At 62.2% G+C, this 22,960-nt stretch carries 19 protein-coding genes and 1 pseudogene; 10 read left to right on the top strand and 10 right to left on the bottom strand.

All coding sequences use genetic code 11. From position 1 onward, the window contains the following. The first annotated feature begins 191 nt into the window (after nt 1-191). From V1277_RS26950 to V1277_RS26925, 6 genes and pseudogenes are all read left to right on the top strand, one after another. Nucleotides 192-2,115, top strand: a pseudogene (locus V1277_RS26950) (FAD-binding monooxygenase). A gap of 297 nt (nt 2,116-2,412) precedes the next feature. Further along, a complete protein-coding gene (locus V1277_RS26945) occupies nt 2,413-2,706 on the top strand; it encodes an acyl carrier protein (RefSeq protein ID WP_028346689.1) in 294 nt (97 codons plus the stop codon). Nucleotides 2,707-2,715: 9 nt separating this feature from the next. Then, complete coding sequence (locus V1277_RS26940; protein ID WP_334418912.1) at nt 2,716-3,189, top strand: 3-hydroxyacyl-ACP dehydratase FabZ family protein; 474 nt, start codon at nt 2,716-2,718, stop codon at nt 3,187-3,189. Then, nucleotides 3,182-4,381, top strand: a complete 1,200-nt coding sequence (locus tag V1277_RS26935) for a beta-ketoacyl-ACP synthase (RefSeq protein WP_334418911.1) — start codon at nt 3,182-3,184, stop codon at nt 4,379-4,381. Before V1277_RS26940 ends, V1277_RS26935 begins: the two co-directional genes overlap by 8 nt. An 88-nt stretch (nt 4,382-4,469) precedes the next feature. Beyond that, nucleotides 4,470-5,747 (top strand): beta-ketoacyl-ACP synthase, encoded by a 1,278-nt coding sequence (locus tag V1277_RS26930; RefSeq protein ID WP_334418910.1) that lies wholly within the window; start codon nt 4,470-4,472, stop codon nt 5,745-5,747. Nucleotides 5,748-5,766: 19 nt separating this feature from the next. Next, a complete protein-coding gene (locus V1277_RS26925) occupies nt 5,767-6,702 on the top strand; it encodes a lipid A biosynthesis lauroyl acyltransferase (protein WP_334418909.1) in 936 nt (311 codons plus the stop codon). Between the two features lie 423 nt (nt 6,703-7,125). On the opposite strand, the gene V1277_RS26920 is transcribed toward V1277_RS26925, so the two are convergent. The 8 genes from V1277_RS26920 to V1277_RS26885 form a co-directional block, all read right to left on the bottom strand. Beyond that, entirely contained in the window at nt 7,126-8,232 is a 1,107-nt protein-coding gene (locus V1277_RS26920; protein WP_334418908.1) for a polyamine ABC transporter substrate-binding protein, read from the bottom strand. A gap of 3 nt (nt 8,233-8,235) precedes the next feature. Beyond that, nucleotides 8,236-9,408, bottom strand: a complete 1,173-nt coding sequence (locus tag V1277_RS26915; RefSeq protein WP_334418907.1) for an aminotransferase — start codon at nt 9,406-9,408, stop codon at nt 8,236-8,238. Nucleotides 9,409-9,415: 7 nt separating this feature from the next. Beyond that, complete coding sequence (locus V1277_RS26910) at nt 9,416-9,694, bottom strand: rhodanese-like domain-containing protein (protein ID WP_334420460.1); 279 nt, start codon at nt 9,692-9,694, stop codon at nt 9,416-9,418. Nucleotides 9,695-9,893: 199 nt separating this feature from the next. Further along, entirely contained in the window at nt 9,894-10,340 is a 447-nt protein-coding gene (locus tag V1277_RS26905; protein WP_334418906.1) for a GNAT family N-acetyltransferase, read from the bottom strand. Between the two features lie 232 nt (nt 10,341-10,572). After that, on the bottom strand, nt 10,573-11,625 hold the full coding sequence (locus V1277_RS26900) for a cyclase family protein (protein ID WP_334418905.1): 1,053 nt from the start codon (nt 11,623-11,625) through the stop codon (nt 10,573-10,575). A gap of 422 nt (nt 11,626-12,047) precedes the next feature. Beyond that, a complete protein-coding gene (locus V1277_RS26895; protein WP_334418904.1) occupies nt 12,048-12,650 on the bottom strand; it encodes an SCO family protein in 603 nt (200 codons plus the stop codon). Between the two features lie 11 nt (nt 12,651-12,661). Beyond that, entirely contained in the window at nt 12,662-13,771 is a 1,110-nt protein-coding gene (locus V1277_RS26890) for an MBL fold metallo-hydrolase (protein ID WP_334418903.1), read from the bottom strand. Between the two features lie 380 nt (nt 13,772-14,151). Next, a complete protein-coding gene (locus V1277_RS26885; RefSeq protein ID WP_334418902.1) occupies nt 14,152-14,886 on the bottom strand; it encodes an SGNH/GDSL hydrolase family protein in 735 nt (244 codons plus the stop codon). A gap of 288 nt (nt 14,887-15,174) precedes the next feature. Between V1277_RS26885 and V1277_RS26880 the strand changes: the two genes are divergently transcribed. From V1277_RS26880 to V1277_RS26870, 3 genes are all read left to right on the top strand, one after another. Next, a complete protein-coding gene (locus V1277_RS26880) occupies nt 15,175-16,413 on the top strand; it encodes a vanadium-dependent haloperoxidase (protein WP_334418901.1) in 1,239 nt (412 codons plus the stop codon). 739 nt (nt 16,414-17,152) lie between these two features. Next, nucleotides 17,153-18,373, top strand: coding sequence for a vanadium-dependent haloperoxidase (locus V1277_RS26875; RefSeq protein WP_334418900.1), 1,221 nt, complete (start codon nt 17,153-17,155; stop codon nt 18,371-18,373). Between the two features lie 301 nt (nt 18,374-18,674). Beyond that, nucleotides 18,675-19,292, top strand: coding sequence for a L,D-transpeptidase (locus V1277_RS26870; RefSeq protein WP_334418899.1), 618 nt, complete (start codon nt 18,675-18,677; stop codon nt 19,290-19,292). 15 nt (nt 19,293-19,307) lie between these two features. Here the strand turns inward: V1277_RS26870 and V1277_RS26865 are convergent, their stop codons facing one another. Continuing rightward, nucleotides 19,308-19,784 carry a Crp/Fnr family transcriptional regulator gene (locus tag V1277_RS26865; protein WP_334418898.1) on the bottom strand — a complete coding sequence of 159 codons (477 nt, stop codon included), beginning with the start codon at nt 19,782-19,784 and terminating at the stop codon, nt 19,308-19,310. Nucleotides 19,785-19,888: 104 nt separating this feature from the next. Beyond that, the gene (locus V1277_RS26860; RefSeq protein WP_334418897.1) at nt 19,889-21,178 is read right to left on the bottom strand and encodes a serine hydrolase domain-containing protein; all 1,290 of its coding nucleotides are present in this window, start codon (nt 21,176-21,178) and stop codon (nt 19,889-19,891) included. Between the two features lie 438 nt (nt 21,179-21,616). Here V1277_RS26860 and V1277_RS26855 point away from each other — a divergent pair, with 438 nt between their 5' ends. After that, nucleotides 21,617-22,831 carry an NAD(P)/FAD-dependent oxidoreductase gene (locus V1277_RS26855; protein WP_334418896.1) on the top strand — a complete coding sequence of 405 codons (1,215 nt, stop codon included), beginning with the start codon at nt 21,617-21,619 and terminating at the stop codon, nt 22,829-22,831. Nucleotides 22,832-22,960 lie beyond the last annotated feature (129 nt).

Raw genomic sequence — 22,960 nt, 5'->3', positions numbered from 1 at the left:
GATCGCTCCAGGGTCGTTTTGCAATCAGATTTGGAATTGACAAGTATACTGATAATCAGCATGCTGATCAATATCGTCGATGCGCTTTAGTCGAGCATCTGGCGGGGTCAAGTGAGCGACGCCATAGATGAAGGGCAATTCGATCGGTCAAAATCAACTCCGGCCGGCCAGGAACGGGAGGAGCAGGTCTCATGCAGTTTCACTTGAACGGCTTCGAGCCGGGCGACCCGGAAATCGCCGATCCCGTCGAGCGGGTTTTACCGTCCGGCATGTCTGGATCGGTTCCGGCGGAAGTCGACGTCCTGATCGTCGGCTGCGGACCGGCGGGCTTGACGCTGGCGGCGCAGCTTGCGGCGTTTGCCGACATCAAGACCTGCATCGTCGAGCAGAAGCCGAGCCGGCTGCTGCGAGGCCAGGCCGACGGCGTCGCCTGCCGCACCATGGAGATGTTCCACGCCTTTGGTTTCAGCGAGCGCGTGCTGAAAGAAGCCTGCTGGATCACCGAAACGACGTTCTGGAAGCCGGACGATCGCAAGCCCGAAAATATCGTCCGCAGCGGCCGGGTTCAGGACGTCGAGGACGGGCTGTCGGAAATGCCGCATGTCATTCTCAACCAGGCGCGCGTGCATGATTGCTATCTCGATGTCATGCGCAAATCGCCGGCAAAACTCGAGCCATATTATGCGCGGCGCCTGCGCGACCTTCAGATCGCTCCTTCAGCGCGCTTCGAAGACCACGCGGTGACCGTGATCCTGGAGCGGCTCGATGCCGGGCACGCGGGCGAGATCGAGACCGTCAAGGCGCGCTACGTCGTGGGCTGTGACGGCGCGCGCAGCACGGTGCGCCAGTCGATCGGGCGCGAGCTGCGCGGCGATTCCGCCAACCATGCCTGGGGCGTGATGGACGTCCTTGCCGTCACCGACTTCCCCGACATCCGCTTCAAGGTGCTGATCCAGTCGGCTCGCGACGGCAGCATCATCGTCATCCCGCGCGAAGGCGGTTATCTCGTCCGGCTCTATGTCGAACTCGCCAATCTCGGCGCCGGCGAGCGGGTCGCCAGCCGCAACATCACGTCAGACGACCTGATCGCGAAGGCGCGACGAATTCTCAATCCGCATCCGCTCGATGTGAAGGAAATCGCCTGGTGGTCGGTCTACGAGATCGGTCAGCGGCTATGCGACAAATTCGATGACGTGCCGGCGGAAAAAGTCGAAGCACGCCTGCCCCGCGTGTTCATTGCGGGCGATGCCTGCCATACCCACAGCCCCAAGGCCGGCCAGGGCATGAACGTCTCGATGCAGGACGCCTTCAATCTCGGATGGAAACTCGCCTCCGTCCTGCGCCAGCGCAGCGCGCCGCATCTCTTGCACAGCTATTCGGCAGAGCGGCAGGCGGTCGCGAAGGAATTGATCGACTTCGACCGCGAATGGGCCACGATCCTCGCTTCCGCCAAGGGCGACAACAAGGGCGCGGATGCTGCGAAAACCCAGGACTATTTCGTCCGGCACGGCCGCTATACCGCGGGAACGGCGACCCACTACCGCCCGTCCATCACCACCGCCGAACCAAGCCACCAGCATCTCGCCAAGGGTTTTGTGATCGGCACCCGCTTTCACTCCGCGCCGGTCGTTCGCCTCTCGGACGCCAAGCCGGTTCATCTCGGCCACGTCGCCAAGGCAGACGGCCGCTTCCGGCTTTTCGTCTTCGCCGGCGCGGGCGATCCCGCCGCCAATTCCCCTCTCCGCTCGCTGTGCGATTTCCTGAGCGAGAGCCCCATATCTCCCGTCAGACGGCACACGCCTGCGGGCGCAGATATCGATTCCGTAATCGATGTCCGCGCCATATTCCAGCAGGCCCACACCGAGCTCGCCATCGATGCGATGCCCCCGCTCCTTCTCCCGCGCAAAGGACGCTACGGGCTGATCGACTACGAAAAAATGTTCTGCCCCGATCTGAAGGCCGGCCACGACATCTTGTTCGATGCGCGGCATCGACCGGAACGCAGGCTGCATGGTCGTGGTGCGCCCGGACCAGTATGTCGCGCATGTGCTTCCGCTCGATGGCCATGCTGAGCTTGCGGCATATTTCGACGGATTCATGCTGCGGGCGGAGTAAACGTAGCCCGCATGAGCGGCGGCGATATGCGGGGACACTCTCCCGGGGTCGCTTCGCTCGCCCGGGCTACGCTTGCTGAGTGAGAGACGGTGATTTCTTAGGCGACTCCCCGGAACCAAAACCGCCATCTTTGCCCCCAAATCCCTCTCTGCCCGGACCGCCTCCCTCCATTGAACTCAGCGCCCCGCTCCGATATACGGGCACTCGACTCCGGCCGAGGGAATGGGCCTTCCGGGGCCGTGCACCCGCCTCCTCCAAGCCGTTCCGGATTTTCTCCAGTATATCAAAGGCTTAATGATGTCTTCCACATTCGATCAGATCGCCAACATTATCGCGGAGACCTGCGACATCCCGCGCGACACGATCAAGCCGGAGAGCCACGCCATCGACGATCTGGGCATCGACAGCCTGGACTTCCTCGACATCGCCTTTGCCATCGACAAGGCGTTCGGGATCAAGATGCCGCTCGAAAAATGGACCCAGGAGGTCAACGACGGCAAGGCCACGACCGAGCAGTATTTCGTGCTGCAAAATCTCGCCGATCGCATCGACGAACTGGTCGCCGCCAAGAATGCAGCGCCGGGCGCCTAATCGCCCGCCATGGATCTTGATTACTTTAAGCTAATCGACCGCGTCGTCGACCTGAACCTCGACGAGAAGAGGATCACGGTCGAGGCGCAGGTGCCGGCCGCGCACACCATCTTCGAAGGGCATTTCCCCGGTTTCCCGATCATGCCCGGAGTTTTGCTGACCGAAGCGATGGCGCAGAGCTCCGGCTGGCTGATACTCGGCGTCCTGAAGTTCCAGCGCATGCCGTTCCTGGCCATCGTGAAGGAAGCCAAGATGCGGGGTTACGTCAGTCCCGGTCAGTTGCTGACGATCGATGCGAAGCTCGAGCACGAAGGCTCCGGCTTTGCCGTCACGAAGGCAAAAATACGCATCGGCAAGGAGTTGAAGTGCAGCGCCGAACTAACCTTCGGCCTTGCCCCCTTCCCCGACCCGGCCTTACGCGTGCATATGGACGCGATGGCCAACAAGATCGGCTTCCCACTGCAGGCAATCACGAATGACTGAGCCAAAATCCGCGGGCGCGAAGGAAGTCTGGATCACCGGCATCGGCATCGTCTCCTCGCTCGGCGAGGGGCTCGACGCGCACTGGGATGCGCTCAACGCCGGCAAGATCAACGTCGACGACAAGCGGTTCGCGCCCTACATCGTGCATCCGCTGGCGCCTGTTAGCTTCGACGCACAGATCCCGAAAAAGGGCGACCAACGCCAGATGGAAGCCTGGCAGCGCATCGGCACCTATGCCGCCGGGCTGGCGCTGGATTCGGCCGGCGTCAAAGGCAACAAGGAAATCCTCGGCCGCATGGACATGATCGTCGCCGCCGGCGGCGGCGAGCGCGACATCGCAGTCGATGCGGCAATCCTGTGCGCCGACGCCAAGGGCAATTCCAGCCCCGGCTTTCTCAACGAACGGCTGATGAACGATTTGCGGCCGACGCTGTTTCTGGCCCAGCTCTCCAACCTGCTTGCCGGCAACATCGCCATTGTCCATGGCGTCTGCGGCACGTCGCGCACCTTCATGGGCGAGGAAGCCGCCGGCATAGACGCGGCGCGGATTGCGCTGGCGCGGATCGAAGCCGGCCAAAGCGACATCGCGCTGGTCGGCGCGGCCCATAATGGCGAACGGTCCGATCTTTTGGTCCTCTATGAATTCGGCGATTTCAACCTGACCGAAAAGTTTGCTCCGGTGTGGCAACGCGAGGAGAGAGGCGGGTTCGCGCTCGGCTCCGCCGGCTGTTTCCTGGTGCTGGAAGCCCGCGAGCACGCCGAAGCCCGCGGCGCCAAGCCTTACGCCAAACTGACCAAGGTCGTTGCCGACCTTGCGCAGCGCAAGCAGCCGGGCACGGTGACCAAATCGCTGGAGGCGCTGTGGCCGAAGCTCGGCGTCGGCGACAGCGGCACCCTGATCACGGGCGCAACCGGCGTCGAGCCGGTGACGTCGGACGAGAAGGCCTTTTTGCGCCAGCATCCCGGCTTTGCGGTGCGCGCCACCGGCACGATCTTCGGTCACACGCTGGAGACGCAGTTTCCGCTGGGGCTGGCGCTTGCCGCACTCTCGATCTCCCGTGGCGCGCTGTTCCCGCCCAACGACCCGACCGGCCTCGAGGTTGAAAAGCCAGGCAGCCCGGACCAGATTGTCGTGGTGGGGGCCGGTCACTGGCAGGGCGAAGGCATGGCCCTGGTCGAGGCCATCAAGTAGAGCGTGGCCGAAAGACCGCTTTCGGCACCGCCAGAGCAAGCAATGAGCGCGAGCGCACTTTCAGTTACGGCGCAACATCGGGGGAACCATGTCAGCACCACGCGATAAACTCGGCAGGCCGATCGTCGTCGTCACCGGCATGGGCGTGGTGACGTCGCTCGGCGCCGGCAAGCAGGACAATTGGGCAAAGCTGACCGCGGGTGAATCCGGCATCCGGACCGTGACGCGCTTTCCGATCGACGGCCTGAAAACGACCATGGCCGGCACCGTCGATTTCGTCACCGTCGATCCGTTCTCGTCGACCGGCCTCAGCGAACGTCTCGCCGAGATGGCGACCGGGGAAGCGCTCGAACAGGCGGCGATCGGCGCCAAGGCCGACTTTCCCGGACCGCTGTTTCTGGCAGTTGCGCCGGTCGAGGTCGAATGGCCGCAGCGGCTCGAGCTCGGACGCGCCGTCGGCAGGACCGAATTCGGCTACGAGGATATGCTGCGCGTCAGCGGCGGCGGCCGGTTCACAGCCTACCATCGCCGCTTCATGTTCGGTTCGATAGCGAGCCACCTGGCCGAAACGTTCGGCACCAAGGGATCGCCGATCTCGCTCTCCACCGCCTGCGCCTCCGGTGCCACCGCGATCCAGCTCGGCGTCGAGGCGATCCGCCGCGGCGAGGCCGATGCCGCGCTGTGCGTCGGCACCGACGGCTCGGTGAACCCGGAAGCGATGGTGCGATTCTCGCTGTTGTCGGCGCTATCGACGCAGAACGATCCGCCGCAGAGCGCCTCAAAGCCGTTCTCCAAGAACCGCGACGGTTTTGTCATGGCGGAAGGCGCCGGCGCGATGGTGCTGGAGAGCTACGAGTCCGCAATCGCGCGCGGCGCGAAAATTCTCGGCGTGGTGGCCGGCTGCGGCGAGCTGACCGACTCGTTCCACCGCACCCGCTCCAGCCCGGACGGCAAGCCGATCATCGGCTGCATGCGCAAGACACTGGCCGATGCCGGCCTCGAGCCGGAGCAGATCGATCACATCAACGCGCACGGCACCGCGACGCCGGAAAACGACAAGATGGAGTACAACACGACCGCGGTCGTGTTCGGCGAGCATTTGCCGAAGATTCCGGTGTCCTCGAACAAGTCGATGGTCGGGCATACGATTTCCGCGGCCGGCGCGGTGGAAGCCGTGTTCTCGCTGCTGACGCTGGAGCATCAGCGAATTCCGCCGACCATCAATTACGAGATTCCGGATCCGGCCATCCTGTTCGACGTGGTTGGCAACAAGGCGCGCGACGCCAAGGTCACCGCCGTGATGTCGAACTCGTTCGGTTTCGGCGGGCAAAACGCCTCGCTGATCCTGACGCGCGAACCGGTGTAGCGAGCTGGCTATTTCTTAAATGAACCGCCTGCTCCTACGCACCAAGGCGCGCCTGCGCGACGCCGCCAAGCCGGTGGCTGAAGCCGCTGTCGGCGCGCTGACGATCGCGCTGTTGCGCACCACGCGCTATTTCGATCCGGACAAGACCGCCGATTTCTTCGGCCGCGTCACCCGCTTCATCGGGCGCAGGCTGCGCGAGGACCGCATCGGCCGCGAAAATCTCAAGGCCGCCTTCCCCGAGAAATCGGCCGAAGAGATCGAAACCATTCTGGCCGGCGTGTGGGACAATCTCGGCCGCATCGGCGCCGAGTTCGCCCATCTCGATCACATCTGGGATTACGACCTCGATCATCCGGAGAAGCCGAGCCGCATCGAGTTCCCGCCGCGGACCAAGGAAATCTTCGATTCGTTGCGTGACGACGGGAGGCCTGCGATCATCTTCGCGAGCCATCTCGGCAATTGGGAAATCCCCGCGCTCGGCGCCGTCGCGCACGGGCTCGATTGCGCCATCCTGTTCCGCCGGCCGAACATCGAGGCCGCCGACCGCGCCATCGAAAAAATCCGCGCCGTCAAGATGGGCACGCTGGTGCCGGCCGGCCGCGAGGCGCCGCTCAAGCTGGCGGAGGCCCTGCAGCGGGGCCAGCACGTCGCGATGCTGGTCGATCAGTACCTGGGCAACGGCGTCGAGGTGACGTTCTTCGGCCGCAAGACCAAGGCCAACCCGACGCTGGCGCGGCTGTTGCGGCAGGTCGAATGCCCCGTGCACGGCGTGCGCATCATCCGCCTGCCCAACCACCGCTTCCGCGCCGAACTATCCGAAGAGGTCAAGCCGGTGCGCGACGCCTCCGGCCAAATCGACATCCAGGGCACGATGCAGGCGGTGACATCCGTGGTCGAAGGCTGGGTGCGGGAATATCCGGACCAGTGGCTGTGGCTGCACAGGCGGTGGCGGTAGCGGCGCTTTCGTAGCCCGGACGGAGCGCCAGCATAATCCGGGGGCGGTCGCTCCGTATCGCGAGCAGCCCCGCTACGGGGCCTATCCGCCGAACAGGCCGAGGCTCCAGGCCTTCATCGCGACCGTCGATGCCAGTACGACGATAATCTGCAGCAGCGTGCGCGTTGAGAAGAAGGTGAGGATGTTGGTCATGTGATGCTCCCGGAGCGAGCTATAGATTCTGCCTCGGGTTTCGGCAATAGGAGTTTGTTGGCGACGGAGTGCGGACAAGGCCATAACATCCGGAATATTACGACACCTGCATACTGGTTCGTCATTGCGAGAAGCGAAGCGACGAAGCAATCCATCTCTGCGCTTGCGGCGCTATGGATTGCTTCGCTTCGCTCGCAATGACGGGTGCGGCCACGTCCGCGCCCCCACCCATCACCTCCCCGTCTTCACCCGTGTCCACAGCCGGTTGATCACGCGTTGCGTCGCGGGATCGCGGGCCTTGATGACGAACAGCTTCTTCTGCGTCGCTTCGTCCGGATAGATGTTGCGGTCGTTCAAAATCTTCGGATCGATCAGCTTCTGGCTCGCGAGATTGCCGGTGGCGTAGGACAGGAAATCGGAATTCTTCGCCGCGACCTCGGGGCGGTAGAGATAGTTGATCAGCTCGTAGGCTTCCGCGACGTTCTTCGCGTCCGCAGGAATCGCGAGATTGTCGAAGAACATCTGCGCGCCCTCTTTCGGGATGGTGTAGCCGATCTCGACGCCGTTCTTCGCTTCCGCCGCGCGGCTGCGCGCCTGCATGATGTCGCCCGACCAGCCCACCACGAAGCAGATCTCGCCCGACGCCAGTGCGCCCAGATATTCGGAAGAGTGAAACTTGCGGACGTTGGGCCTGATCTTGCTGACGAGATCGGCGGCCTTTTCCAGATCGGCCTGCTTGGTGGAGTTCGGATCGATGCCGAGATAACTCAGCGCCGCCGGCAGAATGTCGTCGGCTGAATCAAGCATATGGATGCCGCAGTCTTTGAATTTTGCGAGGTTCTCCGGCTTGAAGACGATATCCCAACTGTCGATCTTGGCGTCGGGTCCGAGAATCCTCGCGGCCGTCTTGACGTTGTAGCCGATCCCCGTGGTGCCCCACATGTAATTGGCGGCGTAGTTGTTGCCGGGATCGTAGGTCGCAAGCTGGCTGGTCACCACCGGCCAGGCATTGGCGAGGTTGGGCAGCTTCGACTTGTCGAGCTTGAGGAAGACTTTTGCGGTGATCTGGCGCTGCAGGAAATAGCCGGTCGGCACCACGACGTCGTAGCCCGACTTTCCGGCCAGGAGGCGCGTCTCCAGCGTCTCGTTGGCATCGAACGTGTCGTAGACCACCTTGATGCCGGTTTCCTTGGTGAAATCCTCCAGCACCCCCGGCGCCATGTAGTTCGACCAGTTGTAGAAGTTCACCGTGCGCTCCTGCGCCCAGGCGGGCGAGAGCGACAGCGCCACAGCCATCGCGCCGATCAGGCGCAGCGAACTTCTAATTTGATCGCGCATGCTCTACCTCCTGCGGCGGCCGTGAACTGCGTCCGACAGGCGTTCCAGCGCGGTATCCAGTGTTTCGTCCTTCTTGGAAAAACAGAACCGCACCACCGACGTCACCGCATCCTGTTCATAGAAAGCCGACACCGGGATCGCGGCGACCTTGTAGTCGCTCACAATGCGCTTGCAGAACTCGACGTCGGTCTCATTCAGGCCCAACGGCGACAGGTCGACGGTGAGAAAATACGTGCCCTGCGACTTCAGCACGGGAAAGCCGATGCTCTCCAGTCCCTTCGTCAACCGATCCCTGCTCCGCGCCAACTCCTTGCGCATGTCGTAAAAATATTCGTCTGATTTGCCGAGGCCATAGGCCACCGCCGCCTGCAGGTTCGGCGCGGTGGTGAAGGTCAGGAACTGGTGCACTTTGGCCGCCACCCGCAACAGCGGCGGCGCGGCGCAGACGAAGCCGACCTTCCATCCCGTCAGCGAAAAAATCTTGCCGGCGCTGCCGACCTTGATCGTGCGGTCGCGCATGCCCGGGATCGTGATCAGCGGGATATGCTCGCGGCCGTCGAAGATGACGTGCTCCCAGACCTCGTCGCAAATCGCAATGGTGTCGAACTTCTGGCAGAAGCGCGCCAGCAGTTCGAGGTCTTCGCGGGGATAGACGACGGCTGCCGGATTGAGCGGGTTGTTGAACAGCACCGCCTTGGTCTTGGGATTGAAGACGCTGGCCAGCATCTCTTCCGTCAGCCGCCAGCCCGGCGGCTGGAGCCGCAGCAGGCGCGGAATGCCGCCGGCCTGGCGGATGATCGGCAGATAGCTGTCATAGACCGGCTGGAACACGACGACCTCATCGCCGGGTTCGACCACGGCAAGAATGGACGCGGTCAGCGCCTCGGTGCCGCCCGAGGTCACCATCACTTCCGTCATCGGATCAAGCGAGAGCTTGTGCCAGCGGCCGTAATGAGCGGCGATCGCCTGCCGGAGTTCCGGAATGCCCATCATCGACGGATACTGGTTGTAGCCGTTCAAGGTCGCGTCGGCCGCCGCGCGACGGATGTCTTCCGGCCCGGGATCGTCGGGAAAGCCCTGGCCGAGATTGATGGCGTTGTTGTCGCGCGCCGCCTGCGACATCGCCTCGAACACGGTGACGGGAAGGTCGGCAAAGACCTTGTTCATGGAGGTCATTGGCAGATCAGCCGCCGGTTTTGGTCGGCAATCCCGCGGCCTTCCAGCCGATGATGCCCCCTGCCAGATGCTTGTCGTAAGGCAGCCCCGCCGCCTGCGCCGCAAGCGAAGCCGTCACCGAGCGCTTGCCCGAGCGGCAGGCGAAAACCACCTGCTTTCCCTGCGGTTCCGGAATGGCCGCCGGATCGAAGCTCTGGAGCGGAATGACCACCCCATCCGGATAGGCCTCCACCGCCACCTCATTGGGCTCGCGGACATCGACCAGAAGATAGCGTCCCTCCGCCATCCCCTTGGAAACGTCTTCCGGCGTCAAATCGTGCACCTGATGGTCCGCCACGCAATATCCTCCTGACAACCCGCCGCGCGGGCTCCGACAGGCCCGGCCAAGCGGGCGCCAAAGTCGCCCCTCGCGCGGTGAAAATCAAGCGCCGCGAACGGTTTAAAGCGCCGTTCGAACCTCCGGCCTCAGCTTCGCCGAAAGGCGGCTATAGAAGCTCCTTCGCGATGGGCCAAGCCCCATTTGGCGATCGAGGATCATTCGCCCGGTAACCTCGACGAAGGTAGAATGCCATCGCGTTCGAACTGGCTTCGGCCCGCACCGCCCGAATGCCTCGCTCACGCATCAGACGCTCGAACATCTCCAGCAACCCCGCGCCAACACCCCGGCCGGCAAATTCCGGGTCGGTATAGAGTCCCTCCAGCCAGTCGCCGCGAATGGCCCCCCACCCGGCTACGATGCCGTCCAGCTCGGCCACCCAGACTTCCAGCTCACGCAGCTTTTGCTCCATTCCGGCGCGCGTGAGCTGCACAGCCCACGCCTGCGCTTCGGCGACGGGCATTTTTGGCGGCGCGAGTCCAAGGATCGATCGTCGTCGAATATCGTGGAGACCGCTTGCGTCATTGAACATCGCCCGACGGTAAACGGCACTCATGTCATCTGCCTCGAGTCAAACCGACCTGCCGAACCAACAGGGCAACGGCCGCTATTGAGAGAGTTCAAAATCTGACAGATCGCCGGTTTTCTTTTGTCGGATCGTTGCGCGATCCGTCGTGTACCCGCCGGCAGCGACATCCTCGACCCGGAGGGCGACGATATCGCAGCCGCGAAGTTTTGCAGAGTGGGTACCGTAACCGTTCTCGGTCGCCAATCAGCGCTACGTTCGATTACCGGAGGGCCAGCGGCCGCAGCGTCGTGCCGGCCACGGTACCGCGGATGGCGTTTGTGGTCAGGATATAGGCGAACTCGTAGACACGATCGGCGGCGAGCCGCTCGAGGTTATTGAACTCCAGGATGTGGACGCCCTGCTGGACGAGCAGGTAGACATGGACCGGGATGAAGCTGCCGCCAACGGCCTGAGAGTCGGCTGGCTTCGGCGGCCCATATTCGAGCCCGGACGTATCGGAACCGAGCATAAGCGCGCCCTTCTCCTCGACGAGCCACTTCGCGGCTGTCAGGCCGATGCCTGCCGAGTCGTGCTGGCCGATCTTGGCGTGGTCGCGACCGTTCTCGCCCCAGTAGCGGGCGGTTCCCGTGCGTAGCAGAACGACCGTGCCCGGGGTGACGTCGACGTTCTGCGCCCTCAACGCGCCCTCGATATCAGCGACAGTGATTTCATAGGAAGACGGAAGGGCTTCCACGTTCTTGAAGCCCGCAACGTCGACCAAGACACCCCGCGCGACGATCGGCGGGATCGTCGTCACGTCGGCCTTGCGAACGCCGAAGTCGCCGCCCCACTCGTCGGACGTGAAACCGTTGTAAAACTCGTTCTTCGGTCCATGCGTGACGTGACCGAGTCCATCAATCTGGGTCGCCACGTTGTCGTTCATGAAGATCGCGTTGCTATGCCAGGCGGTGATCCCCGTATTGCCGCCCTCCGGCGTGGTGAACGACAGATCCTTCTGGCTCCTCACGCCCGCGGGCGAGCGGAAGCTCATGATTTCCCCCGGGCTGTGGCCAGGCCATTTGTACGAATAGCGGTCGTACGGAAGGCCGAGATCGTAGACACTACCTTGTGTCACAAGCTTCAAGGCGGCCAAACGTGATGCATCGGTCATCTCGTTGAGATTTCCGACCTCGTCCTGAGGCCCCCAAACCCAGCCCCACCCTTTTCCTTTTGTCCACTTCTTCATGCCACCGTCCTGCGCATAGCCGTCGCCGGCTGCGAGTGCGAGTGCGAGAACGGTCACGGCGAGCAGGAATCGCGAAACTACCTTCATGGAATCCTCCTGGAACGACATGGATAGCTCAGCTTGGACAGTCTAGGCCTGAGCTGACCGTGGGATCAACGTGATTGTCGGCCGGCGCCGCCCCGCTCGGCCACCCACACTTCCAGCTCCCGCAGCTTTTGCTCCATTCCGGCGCGCGTAAGCTTCGCAGCCCCGCCTGCGCCTCGGCGGCCGTCATCGTTGGATGCACGAGCTCAAGGATCGATCGTCGTCGAATATCGTCGAGATCGCTTGCGTCCGTGCGCGTCGCCCGACGGTAAACGGTCTCCATCGTAACCTGCCTCGAGTTAAACGAACTGCCGAACCAGCGCGACAATATCAGCTATCGAGAGATGAGCGGACTTGATCGCCGCGTACGCCGACGTCTGAGGACCCTGAGCGGACTTCAGGGTCGAGACAACGGCAGGTAACCTTCAGCGTTTGGCTGAGAGATGAGCCTTGATGACCGCGACCATCCGATCCGAGGGGGTGCCCGGCGGGAAGAACCCGAGATACTTGCCGTCGCGATCCATCAGATAGATGAAACCTGAATGATCGATGGTGTATTCTGCGGCGCCTTCGATCGCGACCTTCGCGTAATAGACCCGATACAAGCGCGCGGCGTCGCGAATCTGCGCAGCATCGCCTGTTAGGCCGAGCAGGCGCGAGTGAAAGAACGGCACGTAGTCGGCGAGATGCGCAGGCGTGTCGCGGTCGGGGTCGACTGTGACGAACAACGGCTGTACCGCGTCGCCGCCAGGGCCAAGCTTATCGACGGCCTGCCCGATCGCCATCAGATCGGTTGGGCAGATGTCCGGACAGAAGCTGAATCCGAAATAGACGAGCATCAGCTTGCCACGGAAATCGGCGTCCGTACGAGGCTTCCCGGTGTGATCGACGAGAGCAAATGGGCCGCCGATCGGCTCCTTGCCCCACATCACCGCGTCCATCAGTTCGCCGGCGCTGCGTTCGCTCTGCGCATGCGCCACGGGCACTGCACCGAGCAGCCCCGCGGCCACCACCGAGCTGACAAGCATCCGACGATTCCTCATGCGCCCATAGTCATACGGACGCCGGTGGTCGAAACCAGAAGCTTGTCCGGCATCTGCGCGCGCACGGCGCGAGCGAAGTTGTCGCCGCTACAATGCATCGGGATAATCACGTCCGGTTCGAGCTTCTTGATCTCGCCGACGACTTGATTGAGATAGTCCTCGGGTGCCGGCCCGAGATGGAAGCCACCGACGATAGCATGAATCTTCTGCACGCCGGAGACTTCCTGTGCCTGCCGGACCGAATTGACGATGCCGACGTGACCGCAGGAGCTGATCACCACGAGCCCGCGATCTTTTACATTGAAACAGGTCGCGTGCTCGTGGATGTGCTCGTCCGGAACGATCTTGCCCAGCATCTCCTCCGGCAGGTAGTGGCTCGCGTTACAGCCGAGACCGTCCTTCACAGCGAAGCCGACGTGCGTGTTCGGCAACACTCTTTCGATGCCCGACCTCTTGATCCTACCCGTCGTGAAAGCGTGGTCGGCGATAACCGTCGGATTTTCCGCCAGAACGACTGAGACCTTGTTCGCAACCAGCTCGCGGCGATCGAGCGCGCCAAATTCGGCAAGTGTGCCGGGCGCGCCGCTATAGCGCTGACAGAAGTTGTCCTCCCCGCCAGCATAGAGTTTCACATCGGCGGGCAACGCACTGCGGTATTTCTGCAGGAAGCCGATGAGGCCGCCGTAGTGATCGAAGTGGCCATGGCTCACGACCATTGCATTGATCTTACTGGGATCAGCGCCGGTCAGTTCGATATTGTTGAGCAGCGCTTCCGGCGTATAGCCGAAGTCGAGCATGATAGTGCGCTGCTCATTGCCGCGCTGTGACTGCAGGTACAGAGACAAACCCCATTGATTGTGTAGTGCGCGACGATAGTCCTGCTGCCGTGGTGCCGGCTCGATCGAGACGTTCCCCACCCTGCCCGGGCGCTCGAAAATATTCTGGCTTCCATCGACCAGCACCCGGATCGAGAGTTTGTCCACCACGGGAATGTCGATCACGGCTGCTTTGGCGATTTCGATGCAGGTGAAGCTGCCGGCGGCGAAGGCTCCTCCAATAGCCACACAGCCCCTCAGAAAATCGCGGCGTTTGAATTGCTCGATCATCGATCCCTCCTACAATGGAGCCAGCGTTATCAGAGCCAAGCGTTATCCTTGGCTGGATGACTCCAAAATGGCGAAGTATAGAGGGCGCGAAATCGCGCCCCCCAAATTCAATATCAATGAATGAGTAATGCTTGCCGGCCGAAGGCTGGTGCTACGCTTAACTACAGAACTCCGGCACGGCCCATTGGCAACCCCTTGAAGGATACACCACTTTCGGTGCAGCCAAAAGAGCAGGTTCACTTCCGTTTTTGTGAAGGGTTTCGGATGCCGGCCCCATGACGGTAGGGCCGCGCGCACGGGGCCGGCGTCCGAAACCCTTCACACAAGCAGACATGCGGCGAACAGGACCAAAATAGGCGGCGTAAATGACCCAACACGCTCTAAGTGGTGCTCGCGGCTGCCGATGACCATGCCTCGTCAACGCCTCTGACGATCGCGAGCTTCACCGCCCACGCCACGCGCTCCGTCGCCCAGTCGCTGTCGTGCAGCCTGTGTTCATCGTTCGGGTCTACCATCCGGTCGAACGAGACCTGCTCGACCTGATGCAAGCCCTTCATGAATGCGAAGCGGCGAAACACATTGACGCCGGCCTCCCGCGCCAGTTCGCTGATCGCCCCGACCATCGCCATCGCCTTGTCCTTCTTGGCCGGCGTGAGCACGGCCGGCACATATTGGAGGTCCATCAGGATGACGTCGGCCTGCGTTTCGTCACGCAGCTTGACGAGTCCATCGCGGATAGCCCGGCATGTTTCGTCGAAAGAGGGAGGCGGAGGATTGTGGTCCAGCCTTTGCCAGACTGCATTCGTCCCGACCTGCCAGATCACCAGATCGGGCTTTTCGGCGATGACGTCAGTATCGAACCGCTCGAGCTCGATCGGCGCTTCCTGGCCGCCGACTCCCTGGTTGACCATGGTGATCCTGCCTTTCGGATATTGGACCTGAAGAAGCGACAGCAGCCTTTCCGGATAGGGTTTGATCTTGCCGTCGCCGGCCGTCGTCGACGAGCCGATCGCGACGATCTTGGCCCGTCCTCTGGCGAGACTCTGCGCAAAGTGGGTCAGGCCGTGCATGAAGGGGTTTGGCTCAACGGGGATCTGTGAGGGATCGCTGTCCATGGGTCACCAGTGTGTTGCAGCCGAGACAACGTGAGGTGGAAGAAGAATAGCGCGCCTCTGCGCGATCGCCTAGCTTTGCGCGCGTGGATCAGCCGCGCCGCTGCGATGAGACGCCGCGCTGGACCTTGATGGTACATCGGGCTGCTGACGTGCCGAGGCCCGCTCGGATATCTCGCACCACAGGTGAGCCAGTTCACATCAGGGCAAAATAACGAGGAATAAAGTGCCCGACGCCCACCTGGCGTGAAACAACACCCCATCGCGTGGGCGGCAAAAAGGAGTCTTCCGATGAAATCCGATTTAGGAATGTCGGCAGCTACTCTGCTGCCGGGCATCATCGCTGCCGCGCTATTGGGCGCGCCAGCGCGCGCCGATGTCGTCACTGACTGGAACGTGACCACCGGTACCCTGGTGGCCAATGACCTCGGCAACAATCCCAAACTGCGCACCTTGGCCATGGTGCATGTTGCGATGTCGGATGCGATCAATACCGTGCATAACCGCTACACCCGCGTGATCGCGACGGTTCCGGCTGCACCTGGCGCATCGGCAGAAGCCGCGGCCGCGACGGCCGCGCGGCAGATCCTTGTTCAGATCTACCCCGCAAAGAAAGACAAGATCGAAGAGACCTACGCGGCATCGCTCCAGGCGATCCCGGACGGGTCGGCCAAGACCGAAGGCATCGAGCTGGGTATGGCGGTCGCCGACGCAGTACAGGCCGACCGCGCAAACGACGGCACCAACGCTCCGGACACTTACCGGCCGCACACTGCCCCAGGGGTATGGGTGCCGACCACGCCGCCGATGCGGGAGCAATACGCGCGCGCGAAGCCATGGGTGTTCAAGAATGCCGACCAGTTCCGGCCCGGCCCGCCGCCGGCACTGTCGAGCGCCGAGTGGGCGCGAGACTACGACGAGGTCAAGGGCCTCGGCGGTACCAAAAGCACGGCGCGTACCGCTGAGCAGACCGAGGCGGTTAAGTTCTGGGAAAACATTAATTTCGGCCCGGCATGGCAGGCGGCGGCGCGCGAGCTCGCCATGAAGCAGGAGATGCCGCTTGCCGAATGTGCCCGCCTGTTCGCGCTGCTCAACATGAGTCTGGCGAACGCCTACATCGTCAATTGGGACGCGAAATACACCTACAATGTCTGGCGCCCGGTCACCGCGATCCGCAATGGCGACCAGGACGGCAATGATGCCACTGAGCGCGATGCCGGCTGGACCTCATTCAATCCGACCCCGATGCATCCGGAATACCCCTCGCAGGCGACGATCAACGCGACGATCGCGTCGGCAATTCTGGAATCGGTGTTCGGTCCCGTGAAGGCCATTCCTTTCACGGCAACCGATGTGCGGGATGCGAAGCGAACGCGGCCGTTCGCCAGCCTGGCCGATATGGCCGAGGAGCAGAAGAATGTCCGCGTCTGGGGCGGCGTGCACTATAGATTCGCGATCCGCGTGAGCGAGGACGTGGGCCGAAAGGTCGCGGCCTACATGATCGAGAACACGCTCAAGCGGGCGCGTTGAGCTCTTGTGCCGACCGCGCGAAGCCCCGGATGCGAATCCGGGGCTTGGTCGCGAGCATCGAGGTCCGCAAATCACCGTAGCCGACATTGTCGAAAGAAACTGTGCTCACATTCGGGAAACGGAATCGTCGCAGCCAAGCAGCGCGGCAAGAACGTCGCTATTCCAAAGAAAGGAGGTGAACATTTGAATCTGCGACAGCTTCATTGTCCGACTATGGCTTCGCGCACTTCACACATGTCGCATTGCTGTTGAACCTTCGCGAGGTTCCCGTGACCCACGTCAAGGGCTTCCAAGAACCGCAGGAGGTTCTGATGACAAGGCACCGAACGATTACCGGGTTCGTGGCTGTCGCTCTGCTCGCTGTTGCTGCAACTGCCGCCACCATGAGGTCGCATTCGCCTTTGACCGAGGGCACTGTCGTCTCCGCCGGCCCGACGATGTCGAAAGACCTCGCAGTTGACGCGAACGAGCTCCCGACTGCCAGTTTCGACGAGCGCTGGTCCGCGATATCTGCTTCGAAAACGGACACGCCTGAGCGGTAGGCGCGACGTTCGCCAAGCGCCGCTGCAATCGGCCTACTTGGCGAAAAGCATAATAGACCCTTGATAATAGACCCTTGGCAGTTGGGCGACGCTTTCGCGTGACGGGCGCGGATGCGGCTGCGCGCATGAGATCATCTCGGAGGTACATTCACACCACATTGGCATTTCGAAAACCTAACTTTTCGAAGGAGGCAACGATGAACGTGCTGAAATCTGTAATCGTCGGCCTGGTCCTAATCTCAGCCGATACACCGGTCCGCGCGGACGTCATCAGCGACTGGAACAACACCGCAATGGGCGTGATGAAGTCGGCCAGCGTGGGCGGTAATCCGTGGACGCGCAGCATGGCCCTGGTGAACGTGTCCATGTCTGACGCGGTCAACTCGGTGCAGAACCGATATTCGCGTTACATACCAGAGCTTCCGATTGACCCGAACGCCTCGGCCGAGGCCGCGGCAGCGGCGGCTGCCCGCGAAATTCTGATGCGCCAGTATCCCGGCCAGAAGGAGCGGATCGACGCGGCCTTCGCAGAGACGATGAAAACCATTCCGGACAACTCCGCACGGGTTGCGGGCATTGATTTAGGTGAAAAAGTTGCGGGCGCCATCTTCGCGGAACGTCAGAGCGACGAGACAAACACGCCCGACACATATCGCCCGCTCACTACGGCCGGCGTCTGGGTGCCGACCACCCTGCCGCTGTTTCCTCAATATGCGACGGCCAAGCCGTGGGGCTTAGCAAGTGCGAGTCAGTTTCGCCCGGCTCCGCCCCCGCTCCTCGACAGTGCTCTTTACACGCGCGATTACAACGAAACCAAGGAAATGGGCGGCGTGAAAAGCACCAAGCGGACCGACGCGCAGTCCGACGCTGTTCGCTTCTGGACACAGGCCAACCTTGGGTCCGCATGGTTCCAAGCCACCAGGCAGGCTTCCGCCCATCACGATCTCCCTGTGGCAGAAAGCGCGCGAGTGTTTGCACTGATGTCCATGGCTTTCGCCAATTGCTTCATCGTCGATTGGGACGCCAAATTCCAATACAATTTTTGGCGGCCGATCACTGCGATCCGTAACGGCGACCAGGACGGCAACGATGCCACTGAACGCGACGCAGGCTGGCAGCCTCTGAACACCACGCCGATGCATCCGGAGTATCCATCGCAGGCGGGGATCAATGCGGGTGCGGTGCGAGGCGTTCTTGAAGCTGTTTTTGGCAACGGGCCGGAGAACTTCACCGTGACCGATACTTCCGACCCCCGCCTTTCGCGCCAATTTGCCAGCTTTGCGCAGATGGCCCAGGAGCACAAAGAGGTGCGCATCTGGGGCGGCATTCATTTTCGCAATTCGCTGGAAGTCGGAGAAGCGATGGGTCGCAAGATCGCCGACCATCTCGTGGCAAATTACATGAAGCCGGCGCGGTAGTCGCGCATACGCGAGGTCGGCGCGAAGCGCCGGGTGGGACTCTCTCCGGGCAGTGTCGCCCGCGGAGACACCCCCACCCATAGCCGATGCTGCGCATCGGCGTTCTTAAACCAAGAACGGCGGCCGTAGGCCGCCTGCGCCTCCCCCGCAAGCGGGAGAGGGAGCGCACCTTCTTCGTGGTCGCAATCAAATCTAATTTCATGTTTTAGGCCGCGATGCCCCAGCTTCCGGCACCTTCGCCTTGATTTCTGCACTTTTTGAGCAAACAAATTGCGTCCATGCGACTTTTGGAGGACACGCGATGATGGGGCGTGGGCTCGCGTTGTTACTGGTGGGGTTACTCGGCGGCTGCATGCAAGCGACGCTTGCGCCGTCATCAAATGCCAGTTTGACCCCGAGGGACCGGCAGTTACTTGGCCACGCGCGTTATGCGCAGGCGAGCATTCCGGAAACTTATCGCCGACATATCGTCGACTATACGCGCAAAGAACAGCCGGGCACGATCTTGGTCGATAGCAACGCGCGTTATCTCTATTACGTGCTGCCGGGAGGCAAGGCGATCCGTTACGGCGTGACGGTGGGAGAGGAAGCGCTGGCCTGGGCCGGCGTTGCAACCGTTGGCCGCATGGCTGAATGGCCGGATTGGATCCCGACGGCAGAGATCCAGGCTCGATTGGGCCCCTACCCGAAGCGCGTTGCCGGAGGTCCGGACAATCCGCTAGGCGCGCGGGCGATCTATCTTTACGAGGGCAACAAGGACACGCTGTACCGCATCCACGGCACCAACCAGCCGGAATATATCGGTCAGGCCATATCGTCCGGCTGCATCCGCATGACCAACGAAGACATCATCGATCTCGTCAATCGGGTGAAACTCGGCGCGATCGTCGTCGTCCTCCCGCCGGGCCGGAGTGCGTAGCGAGCTGCGCAAACGTCATTGCGCGTGAAGCATCTGCAGCTTGGCAATGCGATCGTCGGCGCGGCGGAGCCGCCGACAAAGCTCGCGGTTGATGTTCTGCATTACCATCACATACGCATGGATGTCGGTTTTGTAGCACGTGTAGAGTTTTTGGGCTGTGAGCTCGTACAGCACCGTTGAGCTCTCCGCGACGACGGTAGCTGATCGGTTCTGCATTTCGATCAGCGTCATTTCGCCGAAGAAATCACCGGGCTCGAGACAAGCTATGCGAATGACGCGTCCGGCATCCGCCAGCTTGCTCACCACGAGCTGGCCGGAGTGAACAATGAACATGGAGCGCCCCGGTTCTCCTTCCGCTACGACAGTGGCACCGGCGTTGAACCGGCGCTCGACCAGCATAGAGATCAGGAGATCGAGGCCTGCATCTGAAAGGCCACCGAAGAAAGGCGTGGCGAGCAAGAACGCTTTCAGATCGGGGGAGCTGACAGCCATCGATAAATATACTCCCGCTCATAGAGGCAGACCGAGAGCACCGTTTGAACGGGACGTCCCAAGCCTTGCGGGTGCCGACCGATTCCTAACTTGGTATCGAATCTTCAATCGGCCGCATAGAACGCCTCCCGGACGGCATTCGAAATTGGACCGGAGCCGATAATCGCGGTCTGGGTCATGACTACGCCGATGACGCGGTTTGTCGGATCGATCCAGAACTGCGTGCCATAGATGCCGCCCCATCCATAGCTACCGGCCGGAAGACGGCTCTTGGCTGCGGCGGGATCAGTCAGGATCCCAAAGCCCAGCGTGAAGCCCCAACCGGGCCCGCGAATCGTCGGCATGTTGCCGGTCGCATTCTGCGTCATCTGCCGGACCGTCTCAGCGCGGAGCACCCGCACGCCGTCAAGCTCGCCCTCGTTCAGCAGCATCTGCAAGAACCGCACGTAGTCACCGATAGTGGCACTCATGCCGGCGCCGCCGGAATTGTAGGCAGTCGGAGAGAAGGCGCGGTTCGGGTCGAGGCTGGCAGTGCCCTTGGTGGGTGGGAACGGCACTGCCTCAGGTCCCATCACGGGAACGTAGCCTGTGCCGAGTGCGCCCGTGACCTGTGCGGGTCGCGTCACCTGCACGAAGCGTGAGCGAAGAGCCTCAAGTGGGTTGAACACAAAACTCTCGATGCGCAAGGGCTTTGCAATGCGCTCGGTGACAAAGGATTCCAGGCTGTTTCCCGTCACCTTCTCGATGACGGCGCCGAGCACGTCCGTCGCAAGCGAGTATTCCCAGCCCGTACCAGGCTGATAGCCAAGCGGAACGGAGGCGAGACGCTGCATTGCTTCAGCGGTGGTTACTTCGGGCTGATCCAGCCCGTCGGTCACGCGTGCGTCGCGATATGCATCCACAAGCCGAGCATTATTGATGAAGTTATAGGAGAGCCCGGCGGTATGGGTGAGCAGTTCGCGGATTGTCGGGGGCCTGTTGGCCGGCCCCTCGGCGCCGTCGGGCGCTCGCACCCGCAGCTTGGTGAACTCGGGGAGGAAGCGGCTGACCGGATCATCCAGACCAATCTTGCCCTGCTCGACAAGGATCATCGCCGCCACCGAGGTGACAGCCTTCGTCATTGAGGCAACTCGGAACATGTCGTTTGCGCCGATCGGCGCGGTACTCCCAACCTCGCGAACGCCGACGCTGCGGCTGTAGACCGGGCGGCCGTCTTGGAGGATCAGCACCACGATACCCGGAGTGCTGCGGCCTTCCACCAATCCCCGAAGGGCTTCATCGAGTTTGGCGTGGCGCGCCTCGGGCGAAAAAGCCAGGGCCACCGGGATGGGGCTGAGCGCGAAAGCTATTACTGCGGCCCCAAGCAGTCGGATGACAAGACGACGTGAGATCATGGTATCCCTCCCGTAGACCTGTTCTGACGCGCCATTCTGCAGCTACTTGAGATCGAGAGCAATGTCTCGGACGTCGCCTATTTGCCCTTTGGCCGAGCCGCTGCAATCAATGTCCGCTTTCAGGCGCAACGCCCGCGCCGCCACGCTCCACCAACCCTGAAAAGACTGACCTCAGTCCGCTGGGTTCAAGCCGCCACGCCTGCTTTGCTCGGCCGCTCCGCCGGCGTAGGCCGCGCCGAACACCGGGCCAGCAAAGAAACACGAATTTGCGGCAAAGGTTCGGACCGGGACCGAAATGAGGCTGTTCCCGTCGTGCGCCCAGGAGGAACCCAACACGATGAGCGCATGAGTCGCGGCTGCCATTTGAGAGAAGGCACCATATGTCCCGGATGACGCTTGGGCGACGCTCGCGCCATGCATCGGATCAAGGAGGACGGTATGAATGCGGACTACGACGTAATTGTAGTGGGAGCACGCTGTGCCGGATCGCCAACCGCCATGCTCCTCGCTCGCAAGGGATACCGTGTGCTCCTCGTCGACAAAGCGACATTTCCGAGCGACACGATGTCGACGCACATTATCCACCCTCCCGGCGTCGCCGCACTTAAGCGGTGGCATTTGTTGCAACGGCTTCAAGACACCGGCTGCCCCGCAATCACAAAGTACTCGTACGATTTCGGGCCAATCACCATCTCCGGACCTCTCCGCCCGACGCAGGGCGTGTCGCAGGCCTACTGTCCGCGGCGCATCGTCCTCGACAAGTTGCTCGTCGACGCCGCCATCGAGGCAGGTGCCGAGCTGCAAGAGGGCTTTACTGTCGATGAGATCCTCATCGAGGAAGGCCGGGTCATGGGGATACGCGGCCGTTCCAACGGCGGCGCGCCCGTCACACGGAGGGCTCGGGTAGTCGTTGGAGCGGACGGACTGCACTCGGTCGTAGCGAAAGCTGTCCGGCCGCAGCAATACAACGAGCGACCGACCATTTCCGCGCAGTACTACGCGTACTGGAGTGGACTGCCGACTGACGGCCTCGAAGTCTACATCCGTCCGGATCGGGCCTTCGGGCTGGCCCCTACCAACAACGGCCTGACGATGGGGGTCATTGCTTGGCCGCGCGCCGAGTTCGAGACAAACCGCAGGGATGTGGAGGGCAATTGCCTGAGGGCATTCGAGCTCGCGCCGAACGTCCACGAGCGCGTGCGCAGCGCTAGGCTCGAGACGCGATTCGTGGGCACGGGAGTTTTGCCGAACTTCTTTCGCAAGCCCTACGGCGCGGGCTGGGTGCTGGTCGGGGATGCCGGCTACCACAAGGATCCTGTGACGGCTCAGGGAATCAGCGACGCCTTCCGCTCCGCCGAGGCCGTAGCCGACGCTCTCGACGATTCGTTCGCTGGAAGAATCTCGCTGGACGATGCGATGGCCTGCTATCAGCGCGTTCGGGACGACTCAGCGATGCCGATATTCCAGCTCACCTGCGAGTTCGCGAGAATCGAGCCGCCCCCGCCGGAGATGCAGCAGCTCCTCGGGGCGGTGTGCGGCAATGAGGAGACGATGAGCGACTTCGTCAGCGTCCTCGCCGGCACGGTCCCACCACCGGAGTTCTTCGGACCGGAGAACGTCGGGCGCATCATGGCTCAGACCGCGCACAGTTGAGCGGCAGCAAGCTCCATGGACAAGATAGGAGAAGCTCAACGGAAAGTCGCTCGTCGGCGCTGCGGCAGCCACGCAACAGGCGTCGCTGTGTGAGCGTTAGCCAAGCGGCCGCGAAGGCTCCGGTCGACC

The sequence above is a fragment of the Bradyrhizobium sp. AZCC 1588 genome (genome assembly GCF_036924735.1).
Classification (GTDB): Bacteria; Pseudomonadota; Alphaproteobacteria; order Rhizobiales; family Xanthobacteraceae; genus Bradyrhizobium.
Note: the sequence above shows the minus strand (reverse complement) of the source record. Positions and strands in the feature narration are given on the sequence as shown.